This is a genomic window from Rathayibacter sp. CAU 1779 (assembly GCF_054551755.1).
Window position 1 is genome coordinate 1217591 of record NZ_JBTOLK010000001.1, and the last position, 24138, is coordinate 1241728.

Below are 24138 nucleotides of genomic sequence, written 5' to 3' on the forward strand. Positions count from 1 at the left end.
AACCCGCGGCAGCGCCCGGGTACAGTCGCTCACGCACACCGCCCGACGGACACTCCGCGACCCACCCGAGGACGAGAGCCATGACGCCAGACGAAAGCACGCGACGACGCGCGCTCTTTCGGGGAGCGTCGCGTGCATCCGCGATCCGTGGTCTCGGCCAGGTGCTCGTCGGCGTTCTCGCCGTCGTACTGGTGGGTGGCGTCGCCGCACCGGCACATGCCGACGACTACCCGAGCTGGGCGGACGTGCAGGCGGCCAAGGCCAACGAGGCGGCGGCGCAGGCCGAGGTGACGAAGATCCAGGGCCTGATCGCGAGTCTGCAGACGCAGGTCGAGCAGACGCAGGCAGCCTCTGTCGCCGCCGGCAACGAGTTCAACCTGGCGCAGCAGAGGTTCGACGCGGCCGACGTGAAGGCGCAGACGTTGCAGGCGCAGGCATCCGCTCTGACGAAGAAGGCGGATGCCGCGACCACACAGGCGGGACGCCTCGTCGCCGAGCTCTACCGCACAGGCGGCGGCGACCTCTCGACCAACATCTTCCTGACCGGATCGAAGGATCCGAAGGATGCCGCCAAGCTGCTCGACCACCTCGGATCTGCCTCCAAACTCGTGGAGAACACGAGCGGCGTCTACGAGCAGGCGGCGCAGGCGCGGAACACCGCCAAGTCGATGAGCGATCAGGCGACCGCGGCGCTGCACGAGCGCGAGCAGCTGCGTACCGAAGCGGATGCCGCCCTCAAGAAGGCGATCGCGGCCGCGCAGGCAGCTCAGGCCGCGCTGGCGACGCAGCAGGCACAGTCCGTCATCCTCGAAGCGCAGCTGTCGGCGCTGAAGGACACGACGACCGCGACGGTCGCCGGATACCAGGCAGGCGTCGAGGAGCGCCGCAAGGCTGCGGAGGCGGCGGCGGTCGCAGCGCGCCAGGGCGGACACGTCGGTCCGCAGGGCTGGGCGGTGCCCGCGAGCGGCCCGATCACGGACTATTTCGGCACCCGCGTCGCGCCATGCTCCGGATGCACGACCTACCACGAGGGTGTCGACATCGGGGCCGGCTGCAACAACACGATCTACGCCGCGCACGACGGAGTCGTGACGTGGGCGGGCCCGAACGGGGGCTACGGCAACTTCATCCTGCTGGACAACGGGGGTGGCATTTCCACGGGATACGGACATATCGTGTCCGGAGGCATCATGGTGAGCATCGGCGAGAGCGTCGGTGCGGGGGAACCGATCGCCAGGATCGGCTCAACCGGCAACTCGACAGGGTGCCACCTGCACTTCGAGGTGCGGAACAACGGGAGCGCAATCAATCCGATCCCGTTCATGGCCGAGCGGGGAGCCCCGCTCGACTGAGAAATATCGCGGGGGGCGATATGGCAAGCGAATCGCCGAACGAGAGCGCGCGCACGGACGAACGTCTGCGCCGCGAGAACGACATCCTGCAGGCGGAGCGCCGGCAGCGGGAACGGACCTCGGTGTGGGGCCCAACCGGGCACCCGGTCGCGGATCCGGCGATCACGGATGACCGGGGCGAGCATCCGCAGAGCCGCACCTCCGGATTCGGGCTCGGCTCGCTGTCGCTGGGCGCAGCAGCGGTGGGCGTGATGACCGGCGCCATCGGCATCGTGGTGCCGCCGGCACACGCCGACGACTACCCGAACTGGAACGACGTGCAGCAGGCGAAGCAGAACGTCGCCGATCAGCAGGCACTCGTCGACACGATCACGGGGCTCATCGGCGACCTGCAGAAGCAGGCGGATGCCGCCAGCATGCAGGCGGACCTCGCCGCGGAGGGGTACCTCGTCGCCAAGGGCAAGCTCGACGACGCGACAGCCACATCGGACGACCTGCAGAAGAAGGCCAAGGCCGCCGAGAAGACGGCGAAGGCATCCGCCCTGCGGGCGGGGCTGCTGGCGTCTCACCTGGCCAAGACGGGCGGCGACTCGTCCGTGAACCTGTTCCTCTCCGGCGGCGACCCGGACGCGTCGCACCAGCTGCTCGATCAGCTCAGTGCGATGAGCCAGCTGACCGAGCAGTCGGCCACGATCTACCGTCAGGCGGTGAGCGACAAGAACGCCGCTGCCTCGCTCGCGGACCAGGCGACGGTCGCCGAGAAGGCCCGCAAACAGCTCGCGGATGCCGCATCCACCGCGCTGCAGAAAGCGAAGGATGCCGCCACCGCGGCTCGCACAGCACTGGCGACCCAGCAGTCGAAGCAGGCCGAGCTCGTCACCCAGCTGGCGTCGCTGCAGAACACGTCGGAGCAGGTGGCGCAGCAGTACGCGGATGGCGTCGCCGCGAAGGCAGCGAAGGTTGCGACCCAATCAGCGACCGTTCCGCCTGCCGTCACGTCGCAGCCGAGTGGCAGTTCGTCGGGGGGTGGCTCGTCGTCCGGCGGGTCCTCTTCAGGCGGCGGCGCTCCGGCGGCACCATCCGGGGGCGGCTCGGCGGGCGCACCGAACGCGAGTGCTGTCGAGACAGCCATCGGATACGCGACGGCGCGCCAGGGCGCCCCGTACGAGTTGAACGGCGCCGGCCCCGTGTACTACGACTGCTCGGGCCTGACGATGATGGCCTACCAGGCGGCGGGCATCTACATCGGCGGGCACAGCGTGGGGCTGCAGTACAGCTACGCGGCGAACCACGGGCAACTCGTACCCTTAAGCCAGCGCCAGCGGGGCGACCTGATCTTCTGGGCGGACAGCGGCGGCAACCTCTACCACGTGGCGATCTACCTGGGGAACAACCAGATCATCGCCGCCCGCGACTACGGAGAGCCGCTGGCCATCCAGAGCCTGTGGGGCTCGCCCGTGGGATACGTCGCGCGTCCGTCGGCCTGAGTCCGCACGGCATCCGATGCGCTTCGGCACGCAGTCCGGACTCCCTGTCGTGCCGGTCAGTCACGCGGATGGGCATCGACGACGGTGCGCGTGACGGTGGCGATCAGGTCGTCGTCGGATGAGGCATCCGCCGTGCTTCTGGTGGTGTAGATCGCCAGCACGATCGGCTCCGCGCCAGGAGGGTAGAGCACGGCGATGTCGTTGCGCGACCCGTAACCCCCGTTGCCCGTCTTGTCTGCGACCCGCCAGCCGGACGGGACACCCGCGCGGATGAATGTGTCCCCTGTCGTGTTCGCCAGCATGGTGTCGACGAGGGTCTGCCGCCGAGGGGTCGAGAGCCGATCACCGAGGAGCAGCGACTTCAGGTTCGTCGCCATCTGCGTCGGCGTCGAGGTGTCGCGAGGATCCCCGGGGACGGCGGAGTTGAGATCGGGCTCTATCCGGTCGAGGTTCGTGACCGCATCGCCCCAGGCGCGCAACCGATCCTGCGCGGCGGCAGGTCCGCCGAGCTGGTCGTACAGCAGATTCGCCGCCGTGTTGTCGCTGTACTGCAGAGCGGCAGCGATGAGGGCGGACAGCGTCATCCCGGTCTGCACGTGCTGCGACGTGATGGGCGAGTAGGACTGCAGATCGGACTGGCCGTATCGGATGACGGTGCCAAGGCGCGCGTCGTCGGCCTCCTTCAGCAGCATGCCCGACGTGAGCAGCTTGGCGGTGGAGTCGAGCGCGAAGCGTTCGTCAGCTCGGTAGCCGAACGAGACTCGGCTGCCGGTGTCGATCAGTCGGAGGCCGACCCGTGCGCCGTAGCGTGTCTCGATGCCTGCAAGCTCGGCATCCAGCGCCGCCGCGTCGATGGAGGGTGCGGGCGCCGCGCTGGGCGTGCCGGGTGAGTTCGTGCCAGGGTGAGGCCGCGTGCTCGAGGATGCGGAGCATCCGGAGAGCAGAGCGAGAACAGCGCTCGCCGCGATGACGGCGAGCGCTGTTCTGCTCGGCTTCTGCACCAGAGATGTTGGCCGGACTCAGTGACCCTGCTCGGCGAGGCGCGCGATGGCCTCCTGCACGAGGCGGTCGGCGTCGGCGGCGGAGCCCCAGGCATCCACCTTGACCCACTTGCCGGGCTCGAGGTCTTTGTAGTGCTCGAAGAAGTGCTGGATCTCCTTCTTCGTGTACTCGGCGATGTCGTCGACGTCCTGGATGTGCGACCAGCGCGGATCCTTGTACTGCACCGCGATGATCTTGTCGTCGCCACCCGCCTCGTCGCTCATGTGCAGCACGCCCACCGGACGCACCTTCACGCCGACGCCCGGGAACAGCGGGTAGTCGAGCAGCACGAGCACGTCGAGCGGATCGCCGTCCTCACCGAGCGTGTTCTCGAAGAATCCGTAGTCGGTGGGGTAGCTGAAGTTCGTGTACAGCACGCGGTCCAGGTACACCCGACCCGTCTCGTGGTCGACCTCGTACTTGTTGCGGCTGCCGCGCGGAATCTCGATGATCGCGTCGTAGTCGGCCATGGGTGCTCCAGTTCAATCGGTGGATGTGTGGGATGTCTGATGGGATGTCCGCCGCGGCCGCACACACACGCGTCGCCGCCGCAGACACGCTCACTCAATCTACCCGGGACAAAAGGGACGCGCGCTGGCACCCGGTCTGCTCGTGCCAGGTCGCCGGCGCCCTGTGCGCCGGCGCCCGGTCGGCTCTCCCGTCTGCCGATCTCCGTACTCCTTCCGGCTTTTGTGCGGTCGACTCGGCCTCCGCCACGTTCACAATTCAGGACCCGTGCCGTTTGACCTCTGGCCACCGGCGCTGAACGGCGCGGTTTTCGCCCGTTCAGCCCGCCGTGTTCCTGAATTGCGAACATGTCGGCGCTGCCTCCCGGCGACGACAACGCCTAGCGTGGAGGCGTGACCGAAGCCGAACGCCGCCCGCGACTCACACCGCCGATCGCGGACATCCGGCGCGCTGTGCGGGAGGGTCTGGCATCCGCGGGAGTCGCCGAGGGCGACCTCGTGCTCGTGGGGCTCTCGGGCGGGCCGGACTCGTTGGCGCTGGCGGCCGGAGCGGCTTTCGAGGGGCCGCGGGCCGGCATCCGGGTGGGCGCCGTCATCGTGGACCACGGGCTGCAGGATGCCTCGGCCGAGACCGCAGACCGCGCACGCGCGCAGGCGGTCGCGCTCGGCCTCGACCCCGTCGTCGTCAAGCGGGTGCACGTCTCCCAAGCGTCCGACGGCGGCGGTCCGGAGAACGCTGCCAGGGATGCGCGGCACGCCGCTTTCACCGAGGCGCTGACGGAGGCCGGCGCGACGCGGGTGCTGCTCGCCCACACGCTCGACGACCAGGCGGAGACGGTGCTGCTCGGTCTCGCCCGTGGATCCGGTGCTGCCAGCCTGCAGGGAATGGCGAGCGAGGGTGGATTCGTGGTGCGGCCGCTGCTGGGCATCCGGCGGGCGACGACGCGACAGGCGTGTCTGGACGCCGACCTCGAACCGTGGGACGACCCGCACAATCTCGACCCCTCTTATACGCGCGTGCGCGTGAGGCGGAACGTACTGCCCGTGCTGGAGCGAGAGCTCGGTCCGGGCGTCGCCGAAGCGCTCGCACGCACGGCGGATCAACTCCGCGAAGACGCCGAGGCGTTCGACGAGATGATCGAGGAGGTCATCGAGGACATCTGCGCGCCGGCCGAGGCGGGCATCGCCGTGTCGGTGGGGGCGCTCGAGGCGAACCCGCCCGCGTTGCGCAACCGCATCATCCGGTTCGTCGTGTCGAGCGAGTTCGGCGTCGCGCTGGAACGCGTGCACGTTCTCGCCGTCGCACGCCTTGTGACCGACTGGCACGGACAGAAGGCGCTCGATCTGCCAGGCGGGATCAGCGCATCCCGCTCCGGCGGACACCTCGTGTTCTCGACGACAGGCTCGACGACGGTGCTGCCGCACGACCACTGAGCGGATACCGCGGGGCGAGGAACGACCGCTGGTCGACCTTGTCGAAACCAGCCGGAGGGTGCCTGTTCGCAAGCTGGTTTCGCTGCGCGACGCGCCGGAACCGGCGGCCGGGACCCCAAGCTCCGCCGACCGGGTCGCCGTAGGATTGCACGCATGCTGCCAGAAGACATCGAGGGCGACCTCACGAAGGTTCTCGTCACGGAGGAGCAGATCCGGACTCGGCTCGCCGAGATGGCGGCGGAGATCGACGCGGATTACGCGGGTAAGGACGTGCTCCTGGTCGGTGTGCTCAAGGGTGCCGTCATGGTGATGGCGGATCTGGCGCGAGCGCTCAGCATCCCGATCAACATGGACTGGATGGCAGTGAGCTCGTACGGCGCGAGCACGAAGTCCAGCGGTGTTGTGCGGATCCTGAAGGACCTCGACGCGGCACTCGAGGGGCGACACGTGCTCATCGTCGAGGACATCATCGATTCCGGAATCACCCTCTCGTGGCTGCGAGAGAACCTCGTGTCGCGCGGTCCGGCATCCGTCGAGATCTGCGCCCTGCTGCGCAAGCCGGACGCCGCCAAGGTGGAGGTCGATGTGAAGTACGTCGGCTTCGACATCCCGAACGACTTCGTGGTCGGCTACGGTCTGGACTTCGCCGAGCGTTACCGCAATCTGCGGTCCGTCGGGATCCTCGCTCCGCACGTCTACGAGGACTGACGTGGGCCGCTCCTGGAGGTCGCGGCGTGTACGCCGCCGGACTGGTTTCGTCGCGGGGTCGACAGCGGTGCGCCGGGCGGTTCTCCGGCGCACAGGAAGCACAGTGCACGCCGAGGGCGAACACGCAGACGCCCTCCAGGAGCGTGGCGGTACCCTGACTTCACCATGAACCTGAAAAAGATCTTCCGTGGCCCCATTCTGTGGATCGTGCTCGCGGTCATCATCGTGTGGATCGGCTCGAGCCTGATCACGATGTCGGGCTTCAAGCAGATCAAGACGGAACAGGGTCTTGAGCTTCTGAAGGACGGCAAGGTCTCGTCGGCTGTCATCGTGGACACCGACCAGCGCGTCGACCTCACGCTCAAGGAGGCCGACGGCAACAACGGCACGCAGGTGCAGTTCTATTACGTGGCTCCGCGCGGTACCGAGGTCGTCAAGGCCGTCACCGACGCCAACCTGTCCAAGGGCTACGACGACCAGGTTCCGCAGCCCAGCTGGTGGCTCTCCGCGTTGAGCATCCTGCTCCCTGTCGTGCTGATCGGCGCCTTCTTCTGGCTCATGCTCTCCGGCATGCAGGGCGGCGGCAACAAGGTCATGCAGTTCGGCAAGTCGCGGGCCAAGCTCGTCTCCAAGGAGAGCCCGAAGGTCACGTTCGACGACGTCGCCGGCAGCGACGAGGCCATCGAGGAGCTTCAGGAGATCAAGGACTTCCTGAAGGAGCCCGCCAAGTTCCAGGCGGTCGGTGCACGCATCCCCAAGGGCGTGCTGCTGTACGGCCCTCCCGGTACAGGTAAGACGCTGCTCGCGCGCGCCGTCGCCGGCGAAGCGGGCGTGCCGTTCTACTCCATCTCGGGTTCCGACTTCGTGGAGATGTTCGTCGGCGTCGGCGCGAGCCGCGTTCGCGACCTGTTCGACCAGGCCAAGCAGAACGCGCCCGCCATCATCTTCGTCGACGAGATCGACGCCGTCGGCCGTCACCGTGGCGCCGGCCTCGGCGGTGGACACGACGAGCGCGAGCAGACGCTGAACCAGCTGCTCGTGGAGATGGACGGATTCGACGTCAAGACCAACGTCATCCTCATTGCGGCGACCAACCGCCCCGACATCCTCGACCCGGCGCTGCTGCGTCCCGGTCGTTTCGACCGCCAGATCGGTGTGGACGCACCCGACCTGCTGGGTCGCAAGAAGATCCTCGAGGTGCACGGCCGCGGCAAGCCGCTGGCAGCCGGTGTCGACCTCGAGGTCGTCGCCCGCAAGACTCCGGGATTCACCGGTGCCGACCTGGCCAACGTGCTCAACGAGGCCGCTCTGCTCACCGCGCGTTCCAACGCGCAGCTGATCGACAACCGCGCACTGGACGAGGCCATCGACCGCGTGATCGCCGGTCCGCAGCGCCGCACGCGTGTGATGAAGGACCAGGAGAAGCTCATCACCGCCTACCACGAGGGCGGTCACGCCCTTGCTGCGGCCGCGATGCGCCACACCGACCCGGTGACGAAGATCACGATCCTGCCGCGCGGTCGCGCCCTCGGTTACACGATGGTGCTCCCGCTCGAAGACAAGTACTCCGTCACGCGCAACGAGCTGCTCGATCAGCTCGCCTACGCGATGGGCGGACGCGTCGCCGAAGAGGTCGTCTTCAAGGACCCGACCACCGGGGCATCGAACGACATCGAGAAGGCCACCGGCATCGCCCGCAAGATGGTCACCGAGTACGGCATGAGCTCGGACATCGGATCCGTCAAGCTCGGCCAGTCGTCCGGCGAGATGTTCCTCGGTCGCGACATGGGCCACCAGCGCGACTACTCCGAGAACATCGCGGAGAAGGTCGACGCCGAGGTGCGCGCCCTCATCGAGAAAGCGCACGACGAGGCGTGGCAGGTCATCAACGACAACCGCGACATCCTGGACAGCCTGGCGCGCGAGTTGCTCGAGAAGGAGACGCTCGACCACCACCAGATCGCCGAGATCTTCAAGAACGTGAAGAAGCTGCCGGAGCGTCCGGAATGGGTGTCTGCCGACAACCGGGTGTCGCCCGGGATCCCGCCGATCGCCTTCCCGGAGCCGGCGACCGCGCCGATCGACGAGGGCGTCGTCGACGGAGACGTCGACTCAACGCCCACCCCGAAGCGCTCGCGCCAGATCAACCCGCGCCCGGCCACCGCGTAGCCCGGCAGAATAGCTGCATGGCTATCGACCGCGCACGTGTAGAAGCGGCCGTCGCCGACATCCTCGCCGCCATCGGCGAGGATGTCGCGCGTCCGGGGCTTGCGCAGACGCCGTCGCGCGTCGCCGACTCCTACGAGGAGTTCTTCGGCGGGCTCGGGCTGGATCCGGTGGAACCGCTGCGTGACACCGTCCCGCTCGGAGACAGCGACGCCGAGACGGTGCTGTTGCGCGACATCCACTTCCGCTCGATGTGCGAGCATCACCTGCTGCCGTTCACCGGCGTGGCGCACCTGGCGTATCTGCCGCGCGAACGTGTTGTCGGCCTCGGCAGGCTGCCGAAGGTGGTCGAGATCCTCGCGGCTCGGCCGCAGGTGCAGGAGCGGCTGACCGAGGAGATCGCGGACACGTTCGTCGAGGGACTCGATCCGCGCGGGGTCCTCGTGGTGCTCGACGCGAAGCACGCGTGTGTGACGACACGCGGTGCTCGTCAGACGGATGCCTCGACGGTCACGATCGCGAGCCGCGGCGAGCTCGGCGATCCGGTCGTGCGAGCCGAGCTCATCACCCTCATCGGCAGGGGCGTGCAGTGACGGCCGAACGCCAGACGACCCTCATCATGGGCGTGCTCAACGTGACGCCGGACTCGTTCAGCGACGGCGGACGGTGGGCATCAACGGATGCCGCCATCGCGCACGGTCTCGAGCTGGCCGCGCAGGGCGCGCACATCGTCGATGTCGGCGGCGAGTCCACGCGTCCCGGCGCGGAACGCGTACCCGTGCCGGCGGAGCTGGGGCGCGTGCTGCCGGTCGTGCGAGAGCTGGCGGGGCGTGGCATCCGCGTGAGCATCGACACGATGAACAGCGAGACTGCCGGGGCCGCCGTTGACGCGGGAGCGCAGATCGTCAACGACGTCTCGGGCGGGCTGGCGGACCCCGCGATGGGTCCCCTTGTCGCCGAGCGCGGCGTGGACTACGTGGTGATGCACTGGCGAGGGCACAGCCGCACGATGAACGACCTGGCCCACTACACGGATGCCGCGCGCGAGATCCGCGAGGAGCTCTTCCGTCGCGTTGACGCGCTGGAGGCCCAGGGGGTGGCACCTGAACGCATCATCGTTGACCCCGGGCTCGGGTTCGCGAAGGCGTCGGATCACAACTGGGACGTGCTGCGCCACCTGCGCGACTTCGAGGCCGCCGGACTGCCGGTGCTGGTCGGGGCGTCGCGCAAGCGTTTCCTGTCCGACCTGATGTGGGACGGCGCGACACCGCAGGATCGCGACCTGCCCAGCGCCGTCGTGGCCGCCCTCGCCGCCAGGGAAGGCGTGTGGGGTGTGCGCGTGCACGATGTGGTGTCCACGCGGATCGCGCTGGACGTCGTTCGGCACTGGGACGGTGGATCCGTGGGCACGGAGAGCGGAAAGGACACCCGATGAACGCCGATCGCATCACGCTCACCGGGCTGCGGGTGCACGCGCATCACGGCGTGTTCGACTTCGAACGCGAGCAGGGTCAGGACTTCGTGGTCGATGTCGTCGCCTGGCTCGACCTCGGGCCCGCCGCTCGCGGCGACGAGCTCGCGGCGACCGTGCACTACGGGGAGCTGGCGGAGGCGGTGGCGGATGCCGTGGCCTCCGATCCGGTGGACCTCATCGAGACCGTGGCGGAGCGGGTGGCGCGCGTCGCGCTGTCGTTCCCGGTCAAGCACGTGGAGGTGACGGTGCACAAGCCGAACGCACCCATCTCCGTGCCGTTCGGCGATGTGGCCGTGACCGTTGTGCGAGATCGCGCGTGGGCCGACGGCGGTGCGCCGACCGGCGAGCTCGGGCGGTCCGATGCGATGACCCGGTCGGACGAGACTCAAGGCGAGAGCCCGACCGGTCAGGAACGAGCACTGTGAGCCCCCTGGCACCGAAACCGCAGCGGATGCTGCCCCTCGAGCCCGCCGTTGTGGCGTTCGGCAGCAACCTCGGCGACCGTGAGGCCACGATCCGGGCGGCCATCGACGACCTCGCCTCCACCCCAGGAGTCCGGCTGGATGCCGTCTCGCCCTTCCACGAGACAGCTGCCCTTCGGCTCGACGGCGTCGACGAGGACGCCCCGCGCTATCTCAACGGCGTCGCGCTCATCTCGACGGCGCTGGATCCGCACGCGCTCCTCGACGAGCTGCACCGCATCGAGGATGCCAACGGCCGGGTTCGTGTCGAACGCTGGGGCAACCGCACGCTCGACCTCGACCTCATCGCGATGGGCGGTCGGTACATCGACGACGACACGCTCGTGCTGCCGCATCCGCGCGCAGCAGAGCGCGAGTTCGTGCTCGCACCGTGGCTGGACGTCGACCCTGATGCCGAGCTGCCGGGGCTGGGACGGGTGGACGAGCTGCTGCGGCGAGTGCGGGCATCCGCAGCTGCTGACGCCGGCGCCGGTGCTGACGCCGGTGTCGGTGCCGGTGCCGACAGTGCGATCGGAGCTCGGGCCGCAACGGAGGCCGAAGGCGCCGAGTCGGACGGATCGAGCGAGGGAGCACGGTCGTGAGACGCACCGGACCCGCCGCTCTGATCGCGCTCGGCATCGTGGGCGTGGCAATCGGATACCTGCTCGAGGTGCTCCTGGTGGCTGCTGGGACGTCGATGCTGATCCCGCCGGTGTCGCTGTCGGTCACGCTGGTAGCGATCGGCGTCATCGTGGTGTTGCTGGCGATCCCGATCCGGCGTGCTGTGCGCAGCAAGGTGAAGGTGCACGTTGACCCGTTCCGGGCCATGCGTATCGCCGTGCTCGCGAAGGCGTGCAGTCTCGTCGGCGCGCTGCTCACCGGCACGGGCATCGGCGTCGTCGTGTACGTGCTGACTCGACCGGTGCTGGCAGGCGTGGACGCGATCTGGCTCAGCGTGGTCGCGGCGGTGAGTGCGATCATCCTGCTCGTCGGCGGCCTCGTCGCCGAATTCTTCTGCACGCTGCCGCCTCCCGGGGACGACGAGAACGAGCAGACCGGTCACGTCCACGCGCGGTAGGCCCGTGCGATAGTCGTCACGTCCACGCGCGGTAGGCCTGTGCGGTAGTCGCCGAGACATGACATCCGGTTCGAAACAGGGCGATGTGGCATGTTCTCGGCCGAATCGAGCGCGATGTCATGTCAACGCGAGCGGGAGGGGGCGGTGGCGTGCCCGTAGGGCCTCGCAGGCCAGCGGGGATCCGCGCACGTGAGTCGAGATGGGTCGACTGGTTCCTGCAACCATGCGGCGACCAGGGTGCAGACTGGTGCGATGGGGGTCGACCTGAACGAACTGCGCCGACTGCGCCGGGCGCGCGACCGCATGGATCGCGACTATGCGCAGCCGCTCGACGTGCCGGCGCTGGCCGCGACGGCGCTGATGTCGCCCGCGCATTTCAGCAGACGGTTCCGCGACGTCTACTCGGAGACGCCGTACTCGTACCTCATGACGCGCCGCATCGAACGGGCGATGGCGTTGCTGCGCCGAGGCGATCTCAGCGTGACGGATGTCTGTGCCGCCGTCGGCTGTACGAGCCTCGGCTCATTCTCCTCGCGGTTCACCGAGCTGGTCGGGGAGTCCCCGTCGGCGTATCGGGATCGCGACCACGAGGCGCTGGACTCGTTCGCATCCTGTCAGGCCATGGTGCTGACGCGGCACCGCAAGGTCGAGGGACGGGCGCACCTCGACGAACGCGGCTTGGCGCTGAGTGGTGGGACGGCATCCGTGTCACAAGCGGGTTCGGTGTCGGAGCCGGTTTCGGCACAGGAGGGGATGGCCGCGTCGGCATCCGCCTGAAGCATCCCGAAGCGAGCAGTTTCCGAGAAGCGACGGGTCCGTGGCCGCCCTAGCGTGGGAGCCATGACAGTAGCTATCAGTGGCGTGCACGTTCTGGTCGACGACCCGAAGGCAGCCCTTTCCTTCTATCGCGACATCCTCGGGCTCACCGTGAAGAACGAGGTCAACCAGGGCGACTTCACGTGGATCACGCTGACCACGGCATCCCAGCCGGAGATCGAGATCGTGCTGGAGCAGCCCCACGCCGGACGCTCGCAGGAGGACGGCGACGCCGTCGCGGCACTGCTGGCCAAGGGCGAGCTGCAGATGCTCCAGCTGCGCACCGACGACCTGGCGTCGACGTTCGACCGGCTGGCCGCGGAGCCGGGCGTCGAGGTGCTGCAGGAGCCGACCGACCAGTTCTGGGGCGTGCGGGATGCCGCGGTGCGGGACCCAAGCGGCAACATGATCCGGATCGCGCAGGCCTGAGGCCCGGCTCGGGCCGACGCCGAGTCGGCCCGAGAGTCCGAAGCGGCGCCGACGCGCACGACGGCCGCCGACATGACGGAGGATTCTTTGACCGGGAACACGCGAGATCGGCATGTTCCCGGGCGATGTCATGTCGGCGGCCGTTGCTGTGCGCGGCCCACGGCGGGACCGCGCTGAAGCTCAGTCGCGGTTGCGGCGGTCCGCCCAGCGCACGAGCGCCCACGCGGACGGGAGCAGGGCTGCGGCGATCGCCCACTTGACGATTCCGCCGACGATGAACGGGGTGAATCCTGCGGCCATCACCGAGGCGAAGTCGTTGGGCAAGCCGAGGTGGCCGAGCACGATGGCCAGGTAGGGGAGGCCGAAGAGGAACGGGACGAGGCTGGCCCCGAGGAAACCGAGGGCGGAGAGCACGGGGCGACGGTCCCAGGCGCGTTCGGACAGCCATCCGATGAGCGCAGCGGCAGGGATGAACCCGATGATGAAGCCGAAACTGGGCAGGAGCACCGACGCGGGACCGCCCGTGAACTCGGCGAAGATGGGCAGCCCTGCCAGGCCGAGGACCATGTAGAGCGCGAGGGACGCCGCGCCGCGCCAGGCGCCGAGGCTCGCTCCGACGAGCAGCACGGCGAGCGTCTGGCCGGTGACGGGGACCGGCCACATCGGCACGGAGACCTGCGCCGAGATGGCGACCAGGGCGGTGCCGGCGACGATGAGGATCGAGTTGCTCAGCGCAGAGCGCGAGACGAGACGGTCGGCGATGGTGGGACGCGACAGGGTCGCGGTGGATGTGGTCGTGGTCAAGACGGGCTCCGTTCGGCGGGGCGTGCGGTGGACAACGGTCCCACCCTAGACCGGGCGATGCGGGCGACAAGATGTGCGGTTCAGACATTCGATTCGCCAGTTGTTTGCACGAATCGGCCAACCTGCTCTCAGGGCACCGGTCCTCAGGGATCCCGGCCCCCAGGGATCCCGGCACCCAGGGATCAGACCGAGTCGGAGGCGCCGGAGACGAAGGAGCGGCGGTCGCCATGCAGGCGACCGCCGCTCCCCACCTTCCTCACAGCGATGGTGAGGAACCGCTTGGATCAGGCCACTTCGTCGGAGACAGCCTCGGCCGTCGGCTCCTCGGCCGTTGTGTTGTGGAACTTGCGCGTCTTGTGCAGCACCGTGAATACCAGCATGAGCACGCCGAAGATGACCAGCGCCCAGTACGTGTTCTCGTAGGAGGTGACGGTCGGGATCTGCGTCGGCGTCGTCCCGCCCTTGCCGTCGGGGATCGGCACCGTGACGGCGAACGCGTACAGGATGGCGGTGAAGATCGGTGCGGCGAGGGATCCGATCGTCGCGACGACCGTCGAGGAGGCAGCGGAGAAGTGTGCACCCTCCGTGTTCTCCGCCGCGTGCAGCACTGCGGCGTTGGCGGCTGTGCTGCCGAGCGCGTACGCGATGCCCCAGATGCCCATGCCGACCGCGTTCGCCCAGATCTGGTCGTGCAGGATGGCCATGAGTGAGAAGGCGACGATGGTGCAGACGCTGGCGATCGCGAACGTGGTCTTCACGCCGATCTTCGTGATGATGCGGCCGACGGTGAAGCCGCCGATCAGGATGAAGAACGCGGTCGGCATGAGGAACAGCGACGTCTGCAGAACGATGAGCCCCCAGCCGTAGCCGAGCGGGCCGGCGAGTGCCGGGACCTTCGAGAACGGCTCCGGATTGAACTCGCCGTACATCGTGACGGCCAGGTTGGAGATGACCGCCACCAAGCCGAACAGGCCGCCCAGGATGAAGGCAGGAACCGTGTACCGGCGGAAGGTGCGCCGCAGGTTGATCATCGGATCCTTGACGTTCAGCTCGACGACGACCCAGAGGATCATCACCACGAAGCCGCCGATGAGCACGAGCAGGCCGGTCCCGCCCCAGCTCTCGGCGAAGCCGATGCCGATGGCGATCAGCGTGAGACCGACGACCAGGGTGATGGCGCCCAGCAGGTCGACCCGTTGGCGCGTCGTGGTGCGGTAGTCGGGGACGATGACCAGGCCGACCAGGAAGGTCAGCAGACCGACGGCCGCCATGACCCAGAACACCGTGCTGACGTGGCCGCCGATCTGGAGGATGAATCCGCCGAGCAGGAACGAGAACACCACGCTGATGCCGACTGCAGCGGTCACGACGGCAAGAGCTCGGTTGGTGCTGTGCTCCGAGTCCGCCTTCTCGCGCACCAGGGCGAGGGCGATCGGCATCGCGGCGCTGAAGCCGATGATGCCGCGTCCGATCAGCAGGAGCGTGAATCCGGGTGCCAGCGCGCAGATGGCGTTGCCCACCGCGACCAGCGCGACCCCGAGCAGCAGGAAGAGGCGGAGGCTGATGCGTTCCGCCAGTCGGGTGAGAACGGGGAGGAAACCTGCACCGACCAGACCGAGGATCGCCAGCACCAGGCTGGCCTGCGACGGACTGAGCGAGTACTCCTTCTCCATGGTGCTGTTCAAAGGGATGAGTGCGAGCGCCTGCGCGTCGCCGACGAACACGATCATCGCGGCGACGATGGCGACGGCGTTGACGGGCTTGATGCGGAGTGCCGCCAGGCGCCGGTCGACACCGGTCGCTGGGGCGAATGTGGTTGTAGACATTCCTATCCTCGGCTTATGGGATTGCAAAGGCAGGCGTTCGGCTGGGCGCCATTGCCCTGAATCGGTCGGTATTCTTCATGAACCCCCGGACGACTTTGTCTCGGGTCCCACTTCATTTCGAATGCAGTCGGGTTCGGTTTATCGGTACCTTACAGACGGACATACCGTTTGTATAGAGCATTTTGTGTTATTCGTTGAAGCGAGATCGGGGCTGCGACATTGCACGCCGAATTGCACAGAATTAGCCGGAAATGGGCATTTCCAGCCGAATTGCGAAGTGCTCGCAATTCGGAATCACAACGCGAGTCCCGCCGGCTTCACGCTCACGCGGAGCGTGAAGCCGACGGGGACATCCGGGTGGCGGCCTGCGCTCACTGCCGGCACCGTCGGACGCCCCCGCCAACGCGTGAACGCGGCGGTGCGCTATGGCCTGCGGTTGGACAGCACGAGGCTCCCTCCCGCGCCGAACATCATGCCGACGCCTTGCACGAAACTGGTCTGCACATCAGGAACCTGCACCACGGCCTCGCCGCGGAGCTGCCGAACGGCCTCCTGGATGGCGAACATGCCGTACATGCCGCTGTGCGTGTACGAGAGGCCGCCGCCCTGGGTGTTGATCGGCAGCTTTCCGCCCGGTCGAGTGTTGCCCTCGCGGTAGAAGTCGGCGGATTCGCCCTTGCCGACGAAGCCGGTGTCTTCCAGCATGTACAGCGGCAGGTGGGCGAACGCGTCGTAGAACATCACGTGATCGATGTCCGCGTGGCTGACGCCGGCGGTCTCGAACGCCTCCTTGGCCCCGCGGCGGAACGGCCCGAACGACTCGAGGTCGTCCATCTGCGAGACGATCACGCTCTCCGTGCCCTCGCCGGATCCGAGCACGTACACGGCACGATCAGCCGAAGGCAGGTCGCGAGCCCGCTCGGCGCTCATCAGTACGAGTGCACCGCCGGCATCCGTCACCACGCAGCACATGTCGCGGGTGAACGGGTAGGCGATGGGCGGTGCGCACAGCACGCCTTCGACGTCGATCGGCGAGCGGCGCTGGGCGCGCTCGTTGGGCATGGCCCACAGCCGCTGCGACACGACGACCTCGGCGAGGTCTTCGCGCGTGAAACCGCGCGATTCCATGAACGCGAGCACCGGCGTGGTGAACGACGAGTAGGGCGCGAGAGCACCGAACGGCGCCTCGAACTGCCCGCCCATCGAGCTCGGTGCCGGTCGGTAGTCGGGCACGCCGACGCGGGAGCGGCCGGACTCGCCGTGCGTGACCAGCACGACGTTCGCGGCGCCGGAGGCGATGGCGGCGGATGCGTGGCGCACGAGCGCCATGAAGCTGCAGCCTCCGAGCATGGTGCCGTCTGCCCATCGCGGGCGGATGCCGAGCATGTCGGCGACCTCGATCGCGGTGGGGCCGGCAGTGGCGACGCCGTCGATCTCGGAGATGTCGATTCCCGAATCCGCGATGGCGCGCCGCGCCGCGTTCGTGTGCAGGTGGATCATCGACACGTCGGGGACGACGCCGATCCGCTCCGTCTCCGCCGCGCCGACAATGGCGATGTTGCCCTGATGCATGCTGGTGGTCGTCACGGTCAGTTCCTCGTCTCTGCGGCGTCGGCCGTCCGGGCGGATGCTGTGTCGGAGAGCGGGCGGAAAACCGGCAGGAACTGGTCACCGCGCGGCTCGAATTCGACCTTCAGGCGCAATCCGAGCGGAAGGTTCTCCGGCAGCGGCTCCACGCCCACGATGGTGGACATCAGGCGCACGCCTTCGTCCAGCTGCACCAGGGCGATCACCTGCGGCTTATCCGTCTTGAACATGGGGAAGGGCCGGTAGTTGATGTTGTACGAGGCCAGCGTTCCCTTTCCGGAGACGACCCGCCATTCGACGTCGCCGGAATTGCACAGAGGACAATAGGGGCGCGGATAGAAGTAGTACTTCTCGCAGGAAGTGCACTGCTGAATGCGCAACTCCCCGACCGCGGTGCCCTCCCAGAACTGCTTGGTCTCGGGAGTGGGTACGGGCACGGGTCCTTCTGACACGTTCGCCCCTTTCTTCTTGGTGGATGCTGTGGTCTTCTGATTACCGATGTCGACCAACCGCTGGTGGTGCTTGGCGTGCCCCGAGCTCGTCGAAGGATCGAGATCGGTTCTCGGATCCGTTTCTGGTTTCGACAAGCTCAACCAGCGGGGTGCGGAGTCGTTTGTTCAGTGCGCCCCTTCGGATGCCGCCGCACGCTCCTTGGCGTGGGCGGCCATCTGCCGGTTGTACTTCTCGATGTCGGCGAGGATCTGCTCGCGCTGATCGGGATCCGCGATGCCGTGCTCCCCGTCGAGGCTCGCCAGGTACTCCACGGTGGAGATCACCGTGGAAGCGCCGAACATGGCCCGGGATCCGGTGAGGTCCGGGTAGAGGCGCTTGATGAGGGCCATCAGCGTCGTGTCGCCATCGGCGATGTATCCGCGCAGCTCGTTGATGCGCCGGGTGCGCACGTCGATGACCTTGGTGGTGGATGCGACGAGGTCGGTGAACGCGGGACCGTGGCCGGGCAGCGCGAGCACGTCCCGATCCGCTGCGAGGTTCCGCAGCAGCTCGAGCGAGGAGAGGAGGTCTCCCAGCTTGCCCATCACGCCCGATGACCGCGCGCCGAGCACGGTGTCACCGGTGAGCAGGGTGCCGCTGTCTGGCATCCAGAGGCACACGGAGTCGTCGCTGTGTCCTGGCGTGTGGATGACGTGCACCGCGAGGCCGTCGAGGTCGAGCACCTGGCCGTCGGTGAGGTACTCGTCGGCGAACCGGGACGACATGCACACGATCGGCACGCCGAGCGAGTCGGCCAGCGCGCGGGCTCCGTCACTGTGGTCCGGATGGTCGTGTGTGAGCAGCACGGAGGCGACCTCACGGCCGTTCGCGCGCCCCGTGCTCCGCAGCGCCTCCAGGTGCGTCTCGTCGAGGATGCCCGGGTCGATGAGCACCGACGCGCCGCCGTTCGCGATGACGTACGAGTTCGTTCCCTCGTAGGTCCACGAACTCGCGTTGGGCGCGAGCAAGTGCTCGACGGCGGGTGCCACAGCTCGGGCGGAGTCGGGCTCGGGCGGCCACGGCTGCGTCACGGCGATTGTCATCTTCGACCTCTCCATGCCGGATTCGCGCGCTTCTCCGCCCCGCCGTCACTCGCTCGGGGCGACGATGACGGCCGATGACGGAACGCTTTCGCGAATCCAAACTTGATTCTAGAATGATGTTCTAACACGGCCTCGGATGAGGTCGCAAGGTGAGAATCGCGGGGCGTCGCCCCGTACGATGACAACGCCGAGTGAGCCCAGGGGGCGCGCACACCCACACGAGAGGCACCACGTGAGCACCGAATCAGTCGCCGCAGAAGAACGGCCGGCTCGCCAGTGGGGACGCACCCAGCAGACGCGACGCACCATCCTGGATGCCGCGCGAGACGTCTTCGTCGACGAGGGCTATGCGGACGCGAACATCGCGCACATCGTCGAGCGATCCGGCCTGAGCGTTGGCAGTGTGTACCACCACTTCAACGGCAAGGCGGATCTCTTCCTCGCTCTCTGGGAGGAGTTCGAGGCCGTCTACAGCGAGGCGGCGACGACCGCGGTGGCCGACGCGCGACACGCGGGCGTGACGGATGCCGTCGACCTGTTCGTCGCCGGATCCCGCGGCTACCTCGACGTCGCCCGCGACAACTCCAGGCTCACGCTGCTCTTCCGAGGCGGTGACGGCCCTCCCGGATACGACGTGCTCGGCAGCCACGTGGGCGCCGAGTGGATGAAGAACAACATGACCCTGCTGGAGCTTGAGGACACGCCTGCCAACCGGCTGCGGGTGCGCATCCTCACCTCCGTCGTCGTCGAAGGCGAGCGTTCCATCGCCGCTGTCGAGGACAAGAGCACCATCGATGAGCTCATCGACGAAGTGCTCGCCATCGTGCGACGGATCGCCGCCGCCTGATTTCGTTCCCGACGTCGCCTGATCCGACTCGGACCGTCGGTCCGACCTGATTCCTCCGTCGGTCCGACCTGATTCCTGCCATCGGCCCGTGAGCCGTGGGGCTGCCGATGCCGCGCGCCGCCGATCCGTTGTATCGAACTGCGGCATTTCGTCGCGACACGCCGGCGGCCGGTGCCCAGCGTCGGCGCGTCGCGACGAAGTGCCGCGTTTCGGTACGCGGGGACGGCGCCGAACGGATCGACTTGACGGATGCGCGGCACGCTCCTATTCTCTGAATCGTGTTCTAGAACGGGGTTCTGTTCTCCGCGGGACACACATCCGAAAGCACATGGTTCCAAAGGAGGCACCCGTGCCGGCATCGCCGACCCTCATGCACGCCCGCCTTCACGGGGCGTGGAGAGAAGAGGGCACGTGGCTCAGCTAGAAGGAAAGATCGCGGTCGTCACGGGCGCGGGCCGGGGTATCGGAGGCCGCACCGCGGTGCGCCTGGCATCCGATGGCGCGGCCGTCGCCGTCGTCGACATCAACGAGGAGGCCACCCGCGCCACCGTCGCCGAGATCGAGGCGGCAGGCGGACGGGCCATCGGCGTCGCGTGCGATGTCAGCGACGAGGATTCGGTCACGGCCGCCGCCGAGCGCGTCGCCGCCGAGCTCGGCGGCATCGGGGTGCTGGTCAACAACGCGGGAGTCCTGCGCGACAACCTGCTGTTCAAGATGAGCGCGAACGACTGGGACACCGTGCTCGGCGTTCACCTGCGCGGCGCCTTCCTCTGGTCGCGTGCCGCTCAGGCTCAGATGGTCCCGGGCAAGTGGGGCAAGATCGTCAACCTCTCCAGCACCTCGGCCCTCGGCAACCGCGGACAGGCGAACTACTCGGCTGCCAAGGCCGGCATGCAGGGCTTCACCAAGTCGCTGGCCATCGAGCTCGGTCCGTTCGGCATCAACGTCAACGCTGTCGCCCCCGGTTTCATCGCCACCGACATGACCCGTGCAACGGCCGAACGCACCGGCGTCGACTTCGAGCAGATGCAGAAGGCGGCATCCGAGCGGATTCCGGTGCGTCGCGTCGGGCGCCCGGAAGACATCGCGAACGTCGTCTCGTTCCTCGTGAGCGAGGACGCCTCGTACGTCTCCGGTCAGACCATCTACGTCGCAGGCGGACCCGTCGGCTGACTCATCAGCTCGCGAGCCATCAACCACAAACCCCCACGCAAGAAAATCTGGAGACAGAAGAAATGATTGATTTCTCACTTTCCGACGAGCAGCGGATGGTGCGCGACAGCGTCCGCGACTTCATCGAGAAGGAGGTCGTGCCGCTCGAGCCGCAGGTGCTGCGCAACGAGCGCGAGGGCCGCCCCGGCCTGGAAGACGGCCAGTACAAGGATCTGCAGCGCAAGGCGAAGGAAGCCGGCTTCTGGGGCATCGGCACGCCGGAGGAGTACGGCGGGATTAACCTCGGCCCGATCATGAGCTCGATCATCGCCATGGAGACCGGCCGCACGTTCGTGCGATTCGGCTTCGGTGGCACGGCGGACAACATCCTGTACGGCGCGAACGAGAAGCAGAAGCAGGAGTACCTGATCCCGACCATCAACGGTGACCGTCGAAGCTGCTTCGCGATCACCGAGCCGGGTGCCGGGTCGGATGCCACGAACATCCGCACGCGCGCCACCCGCGACGGCGACGACTGGATCATCAACGGCGAGAAGATCTTCATCACCAACGGCAACGAAGCCGACTTCGTGATGGTCTTCGCCGTGACCGACCCGGAGAAGGGCGCCAACGGCGGCATCACCTGCTTCCTGGTCGACCGCGAGATGGGCTGGACCTCCCGCCCGATCCAGACCATGGGCGAGTGGGGACCCGCTCAGCTCTACTTCGACAACGTGCGCGTTCCCGGCGACCACGTGCTCGGCGAGGTCGGCTGGGGCTTCAAGCTGGCCATGCAGTGGATCGGCAACGGCCGCTACCTCATCCCTTCGGGTGCGATCGGCGCCGCAGAGCGTCTGCTGGAGATGGCGATCGAGCACGCGAAGAACCGCGTCTCCATGGGACACCCGATCGCCGACTACCAGGCGATCCAGTGGCACATCGCCGACTCGCACGTGGAGATCGAGCAGGCGCGCTGGCTCACGCTGTACGCCGCCTGGCTGCTGGAGAACCAGAAGGACAACCGCCACGCGGCATCCGTCGCGAAGCTGAACGGCACCCAGATGGCCAACAAGGTCGTGGACCGCGTGCTGCAGATCCACGGCGGCATGGGCTACACGAAGGAGCTCCCGATCGAGCGCTGGTACCGCGAGCTGCGCCTCCTGCGCATCTTCGAGGGCACCGACGAGATCCAGAAGCGCACCATCGCCCGCAACCTCCTCAAGGGTCACGCGAAGGTGAGCGAAATCGGCGCCTGACCTCGTACTTCGCCCCCACCTCGCGGCCTCATCTGATCAAGGAGGATTCATGACGGCCACCGAAATCCTGCTCCCCGGCACCGACGCCGAACCCGGCACCGTCGGCGGTCTTTCCGTCGACCGAGTGAAGCAGCTGTTCAACCCCAAGTCGATCGCACTGATCGGGGCCACCGACAAGTCGTTCTGGTCCCTGTCGATCTACAAGAACCTGCTCGAGGGCGGATTCGATGGCGCGATCTACCTGGTCAACCCGCGCGGCATCGTCGTGCACGGCCAGCAGTCCTACGCCACGCTTGACGACCTTCCGGAGACCCCGGACCTGGCGTTCGTCATGGTGTCGACGGCCGTGGTGCTCGAGGTGATGGGCAAGGTGGCGGATGCCGGCATCCCCACCGCAGTCGTGCTCACCTCTGGCTTCGGCGAGGTCGGCGAGGAGGGGGCGAAGCTCGAGGCGCAACTCGTGCAGCTCGCCCAGGATCGCGGCATCACGGTCCTTGGCCCCAACGGCAACGGATACGTCAACAACGCGGCGTCCATCACGCCGTACGGTCTGCCGATCACGACGCCGCTGCGCAAGGGCAACATCGGCGTGGTGCTGCAGAGCGGTGCGCTCGCAAGCGCCGTCATCCAGCTGGCCCAGACGCGCAACGCCGGCGTCAGCCTCCTGGTGTCGATGGGCAACGAGTCGATGGTGTCGATGACGGATGTCATGCGGTACCTCGTCGAGGACGACGCCACGAAGGTGATCGTGCTCTTCATCGAGTCGATCCGGCATCCGGAGGACTTCCTCGAGGTGGCACGCAAGGCGCTGCTGGCGGGCAAGCCGGTCGTGGCGCTCAAGGTGGGGCGCAGCGAGGGCGGCGCCCGTGTCGCCAAGGCGCACACCGGATCCCTGGTGGGCGACGACGGCATCGTCGACGCGGTGTTCCGGCAGAACGCCGTGATCCGCGTCGACTCGCTCGAGGACCTCATGGTGACGGCAGAGCTGCTGTCGCACACGGATCCGTTCGCCGGCCGCCGCATCGGATTCGTCACCCCGTCGGGCGGCGCGTGCGAGGTCATCTCCGACCGCGCGGAGGACGAGGGGATCGAGATCCCGTCGTTCGCCGAGGCGACGGAGGACAAGCTCCGCGAGGTGCTGCCCGACTTCGCGAGCGTGCACAATCCGATCGACGTGACCGGGTACATCCTGATCGACCCCGACCTGGCAGTGAAGGCACTGAAGGCGGTCGAGGACGACCCGAACATCGACCAGATCGTGTATGTGGCAGACCTGCCGCACGACGAGTCGGACCTGGACGTCGCGGTGGCCCGCGCCCAGCACCAGGCCGAAGCGATCGCGAGCGTGTCGAAGCCGGTCATCGTGGTCTCCAACACGATCACCGACATCACGCCGTTCGGCCGCAAGGTCGCAGACGCCAGCGGGTTCCCGGGCGTCGTGGGCGGCATCCATCACGGCATGACGGCGCTCGGCCGCGCTGCCGCGTGGGGCGAGCGGTACCGCGCGGCAATCACCGCCGAGGTCGAGACCGCCGAACTCGGCGAGCCGATCGTGGTGGACGCGAAGCCGGGCGACGTGTTCGCCGAGCGACAGGCATCCGCACTGCTCTCCGAGAACGGCGTGCCCGTCGTGCCGAACGTGCTGGTGCGCACCGCAGACGACGCCGTCGCCGTTGCCGAGGAAGTCGGCTACCCGGTGGTCGTGAAGCTGGCAGCCGACGAGATCGAGCACAAGAGCGACATCGGCGGCGTGAAGCTGAATCTCCGCGACGCGGAGGCCGTGCGTCAGGCGTTCGTCGACGTCACGGAGGCCGGACACGGCGCAGGTGCTGCGGACCCCGCAGCGCTCGTGCAGCCGCAGCGCTCGGGTGGCATCGAACTCATCGTCGGCGCCGTGCGCGACCCGAAGTGGGGCATGGTGCTCGCCGTCGGACTCGGCGGTGTGTGGGTCGAGGTGCTCAAGGACAGCACCCTGCACCTCTTGCCCGTGAGTCGCGAACAGGTCAAGGCTGGCCTGACGTCACTGCGCGGCGCCGCGCTCCTCGCCGGCGCCCGCGGAACGCAGACCGCCGACCTAGATGCCGTCCCCGACGCAGTCCTGCACATCGCGCAGGTCGTGCAGCGGCTCGGCGATGGCCTCGAGTCGCTCGAGGTGAACCCCCTGCTGGTGCGCGGATCCGAGGTCGAAGCGCTCGACGCCCTGATCACCTGGAGGTAG

General features: G+C 67.8%; 22 protein-coding genes and 1 pseudogene. 16 read left to right on the top strand and 7 right to left on the bottom strand.

Annotated elements, in window-relative coordinates:
- The first annotated feature begins 80 nt into the window (after positions 1-80).
- Entirely contained in the window at positions 81-1352 is a 1272-nt protein-coding gene (locus tag ACX9R5_RS05630; protein ID WP_459408016.1) for a peptidoglycan DD-metalloendopeptidase family protein, read from the top strand.
- Between the two features lie 20 nt (positions 1353-1372).
- Positions 1373-2839, top strand: a complete 1467-nt coding sequence (locus tag ACX9R5_RS05635) for a C40 family peptidase (RefSeq protein WP_459408017.1) — start codon at positions 1373-1375, stop codon at positions 2837-2839.
- A 56-nt stretch (positions 2840-2895) separates the two neighbouring features.
- On the opposite strand, the gene bla is transcribed toward ACX9R5_RS05635, so the two are convergent.
- Positions 2896-3840: a class A beta-lactamase gene (gene bla / locus ACX9R5_RS05640; RefSeq protein WP_459408018.1), complete on the bottom strand. Its 945-nt coding sequence runs from the start codon at positions 3838-3840 to the stop codon at positions 2896-2898.
- 18 nt (positions 3841-3858) lie between these two features.
- Positions 3859-4350: an inorganic diphosphatase gene (gene ppa / locus ACX9R5_RS05645; protein ID WP_459408019.1), complete on the bottom strand. Its 492-nt coding sequence runs from the start codon at positions 4348-4350 to the stop codon at positions 3859-3861.
- 390 nt (positions 4351-4740) lie between these two features.
- On the opposite strand from ppa, the gene tilS reads away from it, so the two are divergent.
- The 10 genes and pseudogenes from tilS to ACX9R5_RS05695 all read left to right on the top strand — a co-directional run bounded on the left by tilS (position 4741) and on the right by ACX9R5_RS05695 (position 12913).
- Entirely contained in the window at positions 4741-5781 is a 1041-nt protein-coding gene (gene tilS / locus ACX9R5_RS05650; protein ID WP_459408020.1) for a tRNA lysidine(34) synthetase TilS, read from the top strand.
- 153 nt (positions 5782-5934) lie between these two features.
- Positions 5935-6489 (top strand): hypoxanthine phosphoribosyltransferase, encoded by a 555-nt coding sequence (gene hpt, locus ACX9R5_RS05655; protein ID WP_459408021.1) that lies wholly within the window; start codon positions 5935-5937, stop codon positions 6487-6489.
- A 165-nt stretch (positions 6490-6654) separates the two neighbouring features.
- Complete coding sequence (ftsH, locus tag ACX9R5_RS05660; RefSeq protein WP_459408022.1) at positions 6655-8658, top strand: ATP-dependent zinc metalloprotease FtsH; 2004 nt, start codon at positions 6655-6657, stop codon at positions 8656-8658.
- A gap of 17 nt (positions 8659-8675) precedes the next feature.
- Positions 8676-9248: a GTP cyclohydrolase I FolE gene (folE, locus tag ACX9R5_RS05665; RefSeq protein WP_459408023.1), complete on the top strand. Its 573-nt coding sequence runs from the start codon at positions 8676-8678 to the stop codon at positions 9246-9248.
- Positions 9245-10090, top strand: coding sequence for a dihydropteroate synthase (gene folP / locus ACX9R5_RS05670; RefSeq protein WP_459408024.1), 846 nt, complete (start codon positions 9245-9247; stop codon positions 10088-10090). The genes folE and folP overlap by 4 nt, the downstream gene beginning before the upstream one ends.
- A complete protein-coding gene (gene folB / locus ACX9R5_RS05675; protein ID WP_459408025.1) occupies positions 10087-10554 on the top strand; it encodes a dihydroneopterin aldolase in 468 nt (155 codons plus the stop codon). Before folP ends, folB begins: the two co-directional genes overlap by 4 nt.
- Positions 10551-11192 carry a 2-amino-4-hydroxy-6-hydroxymethyldihydropteridine diphosphokinase gene (gene folK / locus ACX9R5_RS05680; RefSeq protein WP_459408026.1) on the top strand — a complete coding sequence of 214 codons (642 nt, stop codon included), beginning with the start codon at positions 10551-10553 and terminating at the stop codon, positions 11190-11192. The genes folB and folK overlap by 4 nt, the downstream gene beginning before the upstream one ends.
- Positions 11189-11668 (top strand): DUF3180 domain-containing protein, encoded by a 480-nt coding sequence (locus ACX9R5_RS05685; protein WP_459408027.1) that lies wholly within the window; start codon positions 11189-11191, stop codon positions 11666-11668. Before folK ends, ACX9R5_RS05685 begins: the two co-directional genes overlap by 4 nt.
- Positions 11669-11920: 252 nt before the next feature.
- Positions 11921-12304: pseudogene (locus ACX9R5_RS05690) on the top strand (helix-turn-helix transcriptional regulator); the annotation flags it as partial.
- Positions 12305-12508: 204 nt separating this feature from the next.
- A complete protein-coding gene (locus ACX9R5_RS05695; protein ID WP_459408028.1) occupies positions 12509-12913 on the top strand; it encodes a VOC family protein in 405 nt (134 codons plus the stop codon).
- A 180-nt stretch (positions 12914-13093) separates the two neighbouring features.
- On the opposite strand, the gene ACX9R5_RS05700 is transcribed toward ACX9R5_RS05695, so the two are convergent.
- The 5 genes from ACX9R5_RS05700 to ACX9R5_RS05720 all read right to left on the bottom strand — a co-directional run bounded on the left by ACX9R5_RS05700 (position 13094) and on the right by ACX9R5_RS05720 (position 18665).
- Positions 13094-13717, bottom strand: coding sequence for a biotin transporter BioY (locus ACX9R5_RS05700; RefSeq protein ID WP_459408029.1), 624 nt, complete (start codon positions 13715-13717; stop codon positions 13094-13096).
- Positions 13718-14001: 284 nt separating this feature from the next.
- A complete protein-coding gene (locus ACX9R5_RS05705) occupies positions 14002-15543 on the bottom strand; it encodes an MFS transporter (RefSeq protein WP_459408030.1) in 1542 nt (513 codons plus the stop codon).
- Positions 15544-15966: 423 nt separating this feature from the next.
- Positions 15967-17130, bottom strand: a complete 1164-nt coding sequence (locus ACX9R5_RS05710) for a thiolase C-terminal domain-containing protein (RefSeq protein ID WP_459408031.1) — start codon at positions 17128-17130, stop codon at positions 15967-15969.
- A 2-nt stretch (positions 17131-17132) separates the two neighbouring features.
- Positions 17133-17582, bottom strand: coding sequence for a Zn-ribbon domain-containing OB-fold protein (locus ACX9R5_RS05715; RefSeq protein WP_459408032.1), 450 nt, complete (start codon positions 17580-17582; stop codon positions 17133-17135).
- 165 nt (positions 17583-17747) lie between these two features.
- A complete protein-coding gene (locus ACX9R5_RS05720; protein WP_459408033.1) occupies positions 17748-18665 on the bottom strand; it encodes an MBL fold metallo-hydrolase in 918 nt (305 codons plus the stop codon).
- Between the two features lie 232 nt (positions 18666-18897).
- Here ACX9R5_RS05720 and ACX9R5_RS05725 point away from each other — a divergent pair, with 232 nt between their 5' ends.
- The 4 genes from ACX9R5_RS05725 (at position 18898) to ACX9R5_RS05740 (ending at position 24138) form a co-directional block, all read left to right on the top strand.
- Positions 18898-19512: a TetR/AcrR family transcriptional regulator gene (locus ACX9R5_RS05725; RefSeq protein WP_459408034.1), complete on the top strand. Its 615-nt coding sequence runs from the start codon at positions 18898-18900 to the stop codon at positions 19510-19512.
- A 411-nt stretch (positions 19513-19923) separates the two neighbouring features.
- Positions 19924-20685, top strand: coding sequence for a 3-oxoacyl-ACP reductase FabG (gene fabG / locus ACX9R5_RS05730; protein WP_459408035.1), 762 nt, complete (start codon positions 19924-19926; stop codon positions 20683-20685).
- A gap of 62 nt (positions 20686-20747) precedes the next feature.
- Positions 20748-21920 carry an acyl-CoA dehydrogenase family protein gene (locus ACX9R5_RS05735; protein ID WP_459408036.1) on the top strand — a complete coding sequence of 391 codons (1173 nt, stop codon included), beginning with the start codon at positions 20748-20750 and terminating at the stop codon, positions 21918-21920.
- Between the two features lie 49 nt (positions 21921-21969).
- Positions 21970-24138: an acetate--CoA ligase family protein gene (locus ACX9R5_RS05740; RefSeq protein ID WP_459408037.1), complete on the top strand. Its 2169-nt coding sequence runs from the start codon at positions 21970-21972 to the stop codon at positions 24136-24138.

Coding starts and splice junctions, on each gene's coding strand:
- ACX9R5_RS05630 (WP_459408016.1), top strand. CDS start 81: ATGACGCCAGACGAAAGCACGCGACGACGCGCGCTCTTTCGGGGAGCG.
- ftsH (WP_459408022.1), top strand. CDS start 6,655: ATGAACCTGAAAAAGATCTTCCGTGGCCCCATTCTGTGGATCGTGCTC.
- ACX9R5_RS05635 (WP_459408017.1), top strand. CDS start 1,373: ATGGCAAGCGAATCGCCGAACGAGAGCGCGCGCACGGACGAACGTCTG.
- ACX9R5_RS05705 (WP_459408030.1), bottom strand. CDS start 15,543: ATGTCTACAACCACATTCGCCCCAGCGACCGGTGTCGACCGGCGCCTG.
- ACX9R5_RS05735 (WP_459408036.1), top strand. CDS start 20,748: ATGATTGATTTCTCACTTTCCGACGAGCAGCGGATGGTGCGCGACAGC.
- folE (WP_459408023.1), top strand. CDS start 8,676: ATGGCTATCGACCGCGCACGTGTAGAAGCGGCCGTCGCCGACATCCTC.
- ACX9R5_RS05695 (WP_459408028.1), top strand. CDS start 12,509: ATGACAGTAGCTATCAGTGGCGTGCACGTTCTGGTCGACGACCCGAAG.
- ppa (WP_459408019.1), bottom strand. CDS start 4,350: ATGGCCGACTACGACGCGATCATCGAGATTCCGCGCGGCAGCCGCAAC.
- hpt (WP_459408021.1), top strand. CDS start 5,935: ATGCTGCCAGAAGACATCGAGGGCGACCTCACGAAGGTTCTCGTCACG.
- ACX9R5_RS05740 (WP_459408037.1), top strand. CDS start 21,970: ATGACGGCCACCGAAATCCTGCTCCCCGGCACCGACGCCGAACCCGGC.
- ACX9R5_RS05720 (WP_459408033.1), bottom strand. CDS start 18,665: ATGACAATCGCCGTGACGCAGCCGTGGCCGCCCGAGCCCGACTCCGCC.
- folB (WP_459408025.1), top strand. CDS start 10,087: ATGAACGCCGATCGCATCACGCTCACCGGGCTGCGGGTGCACGCGCAT.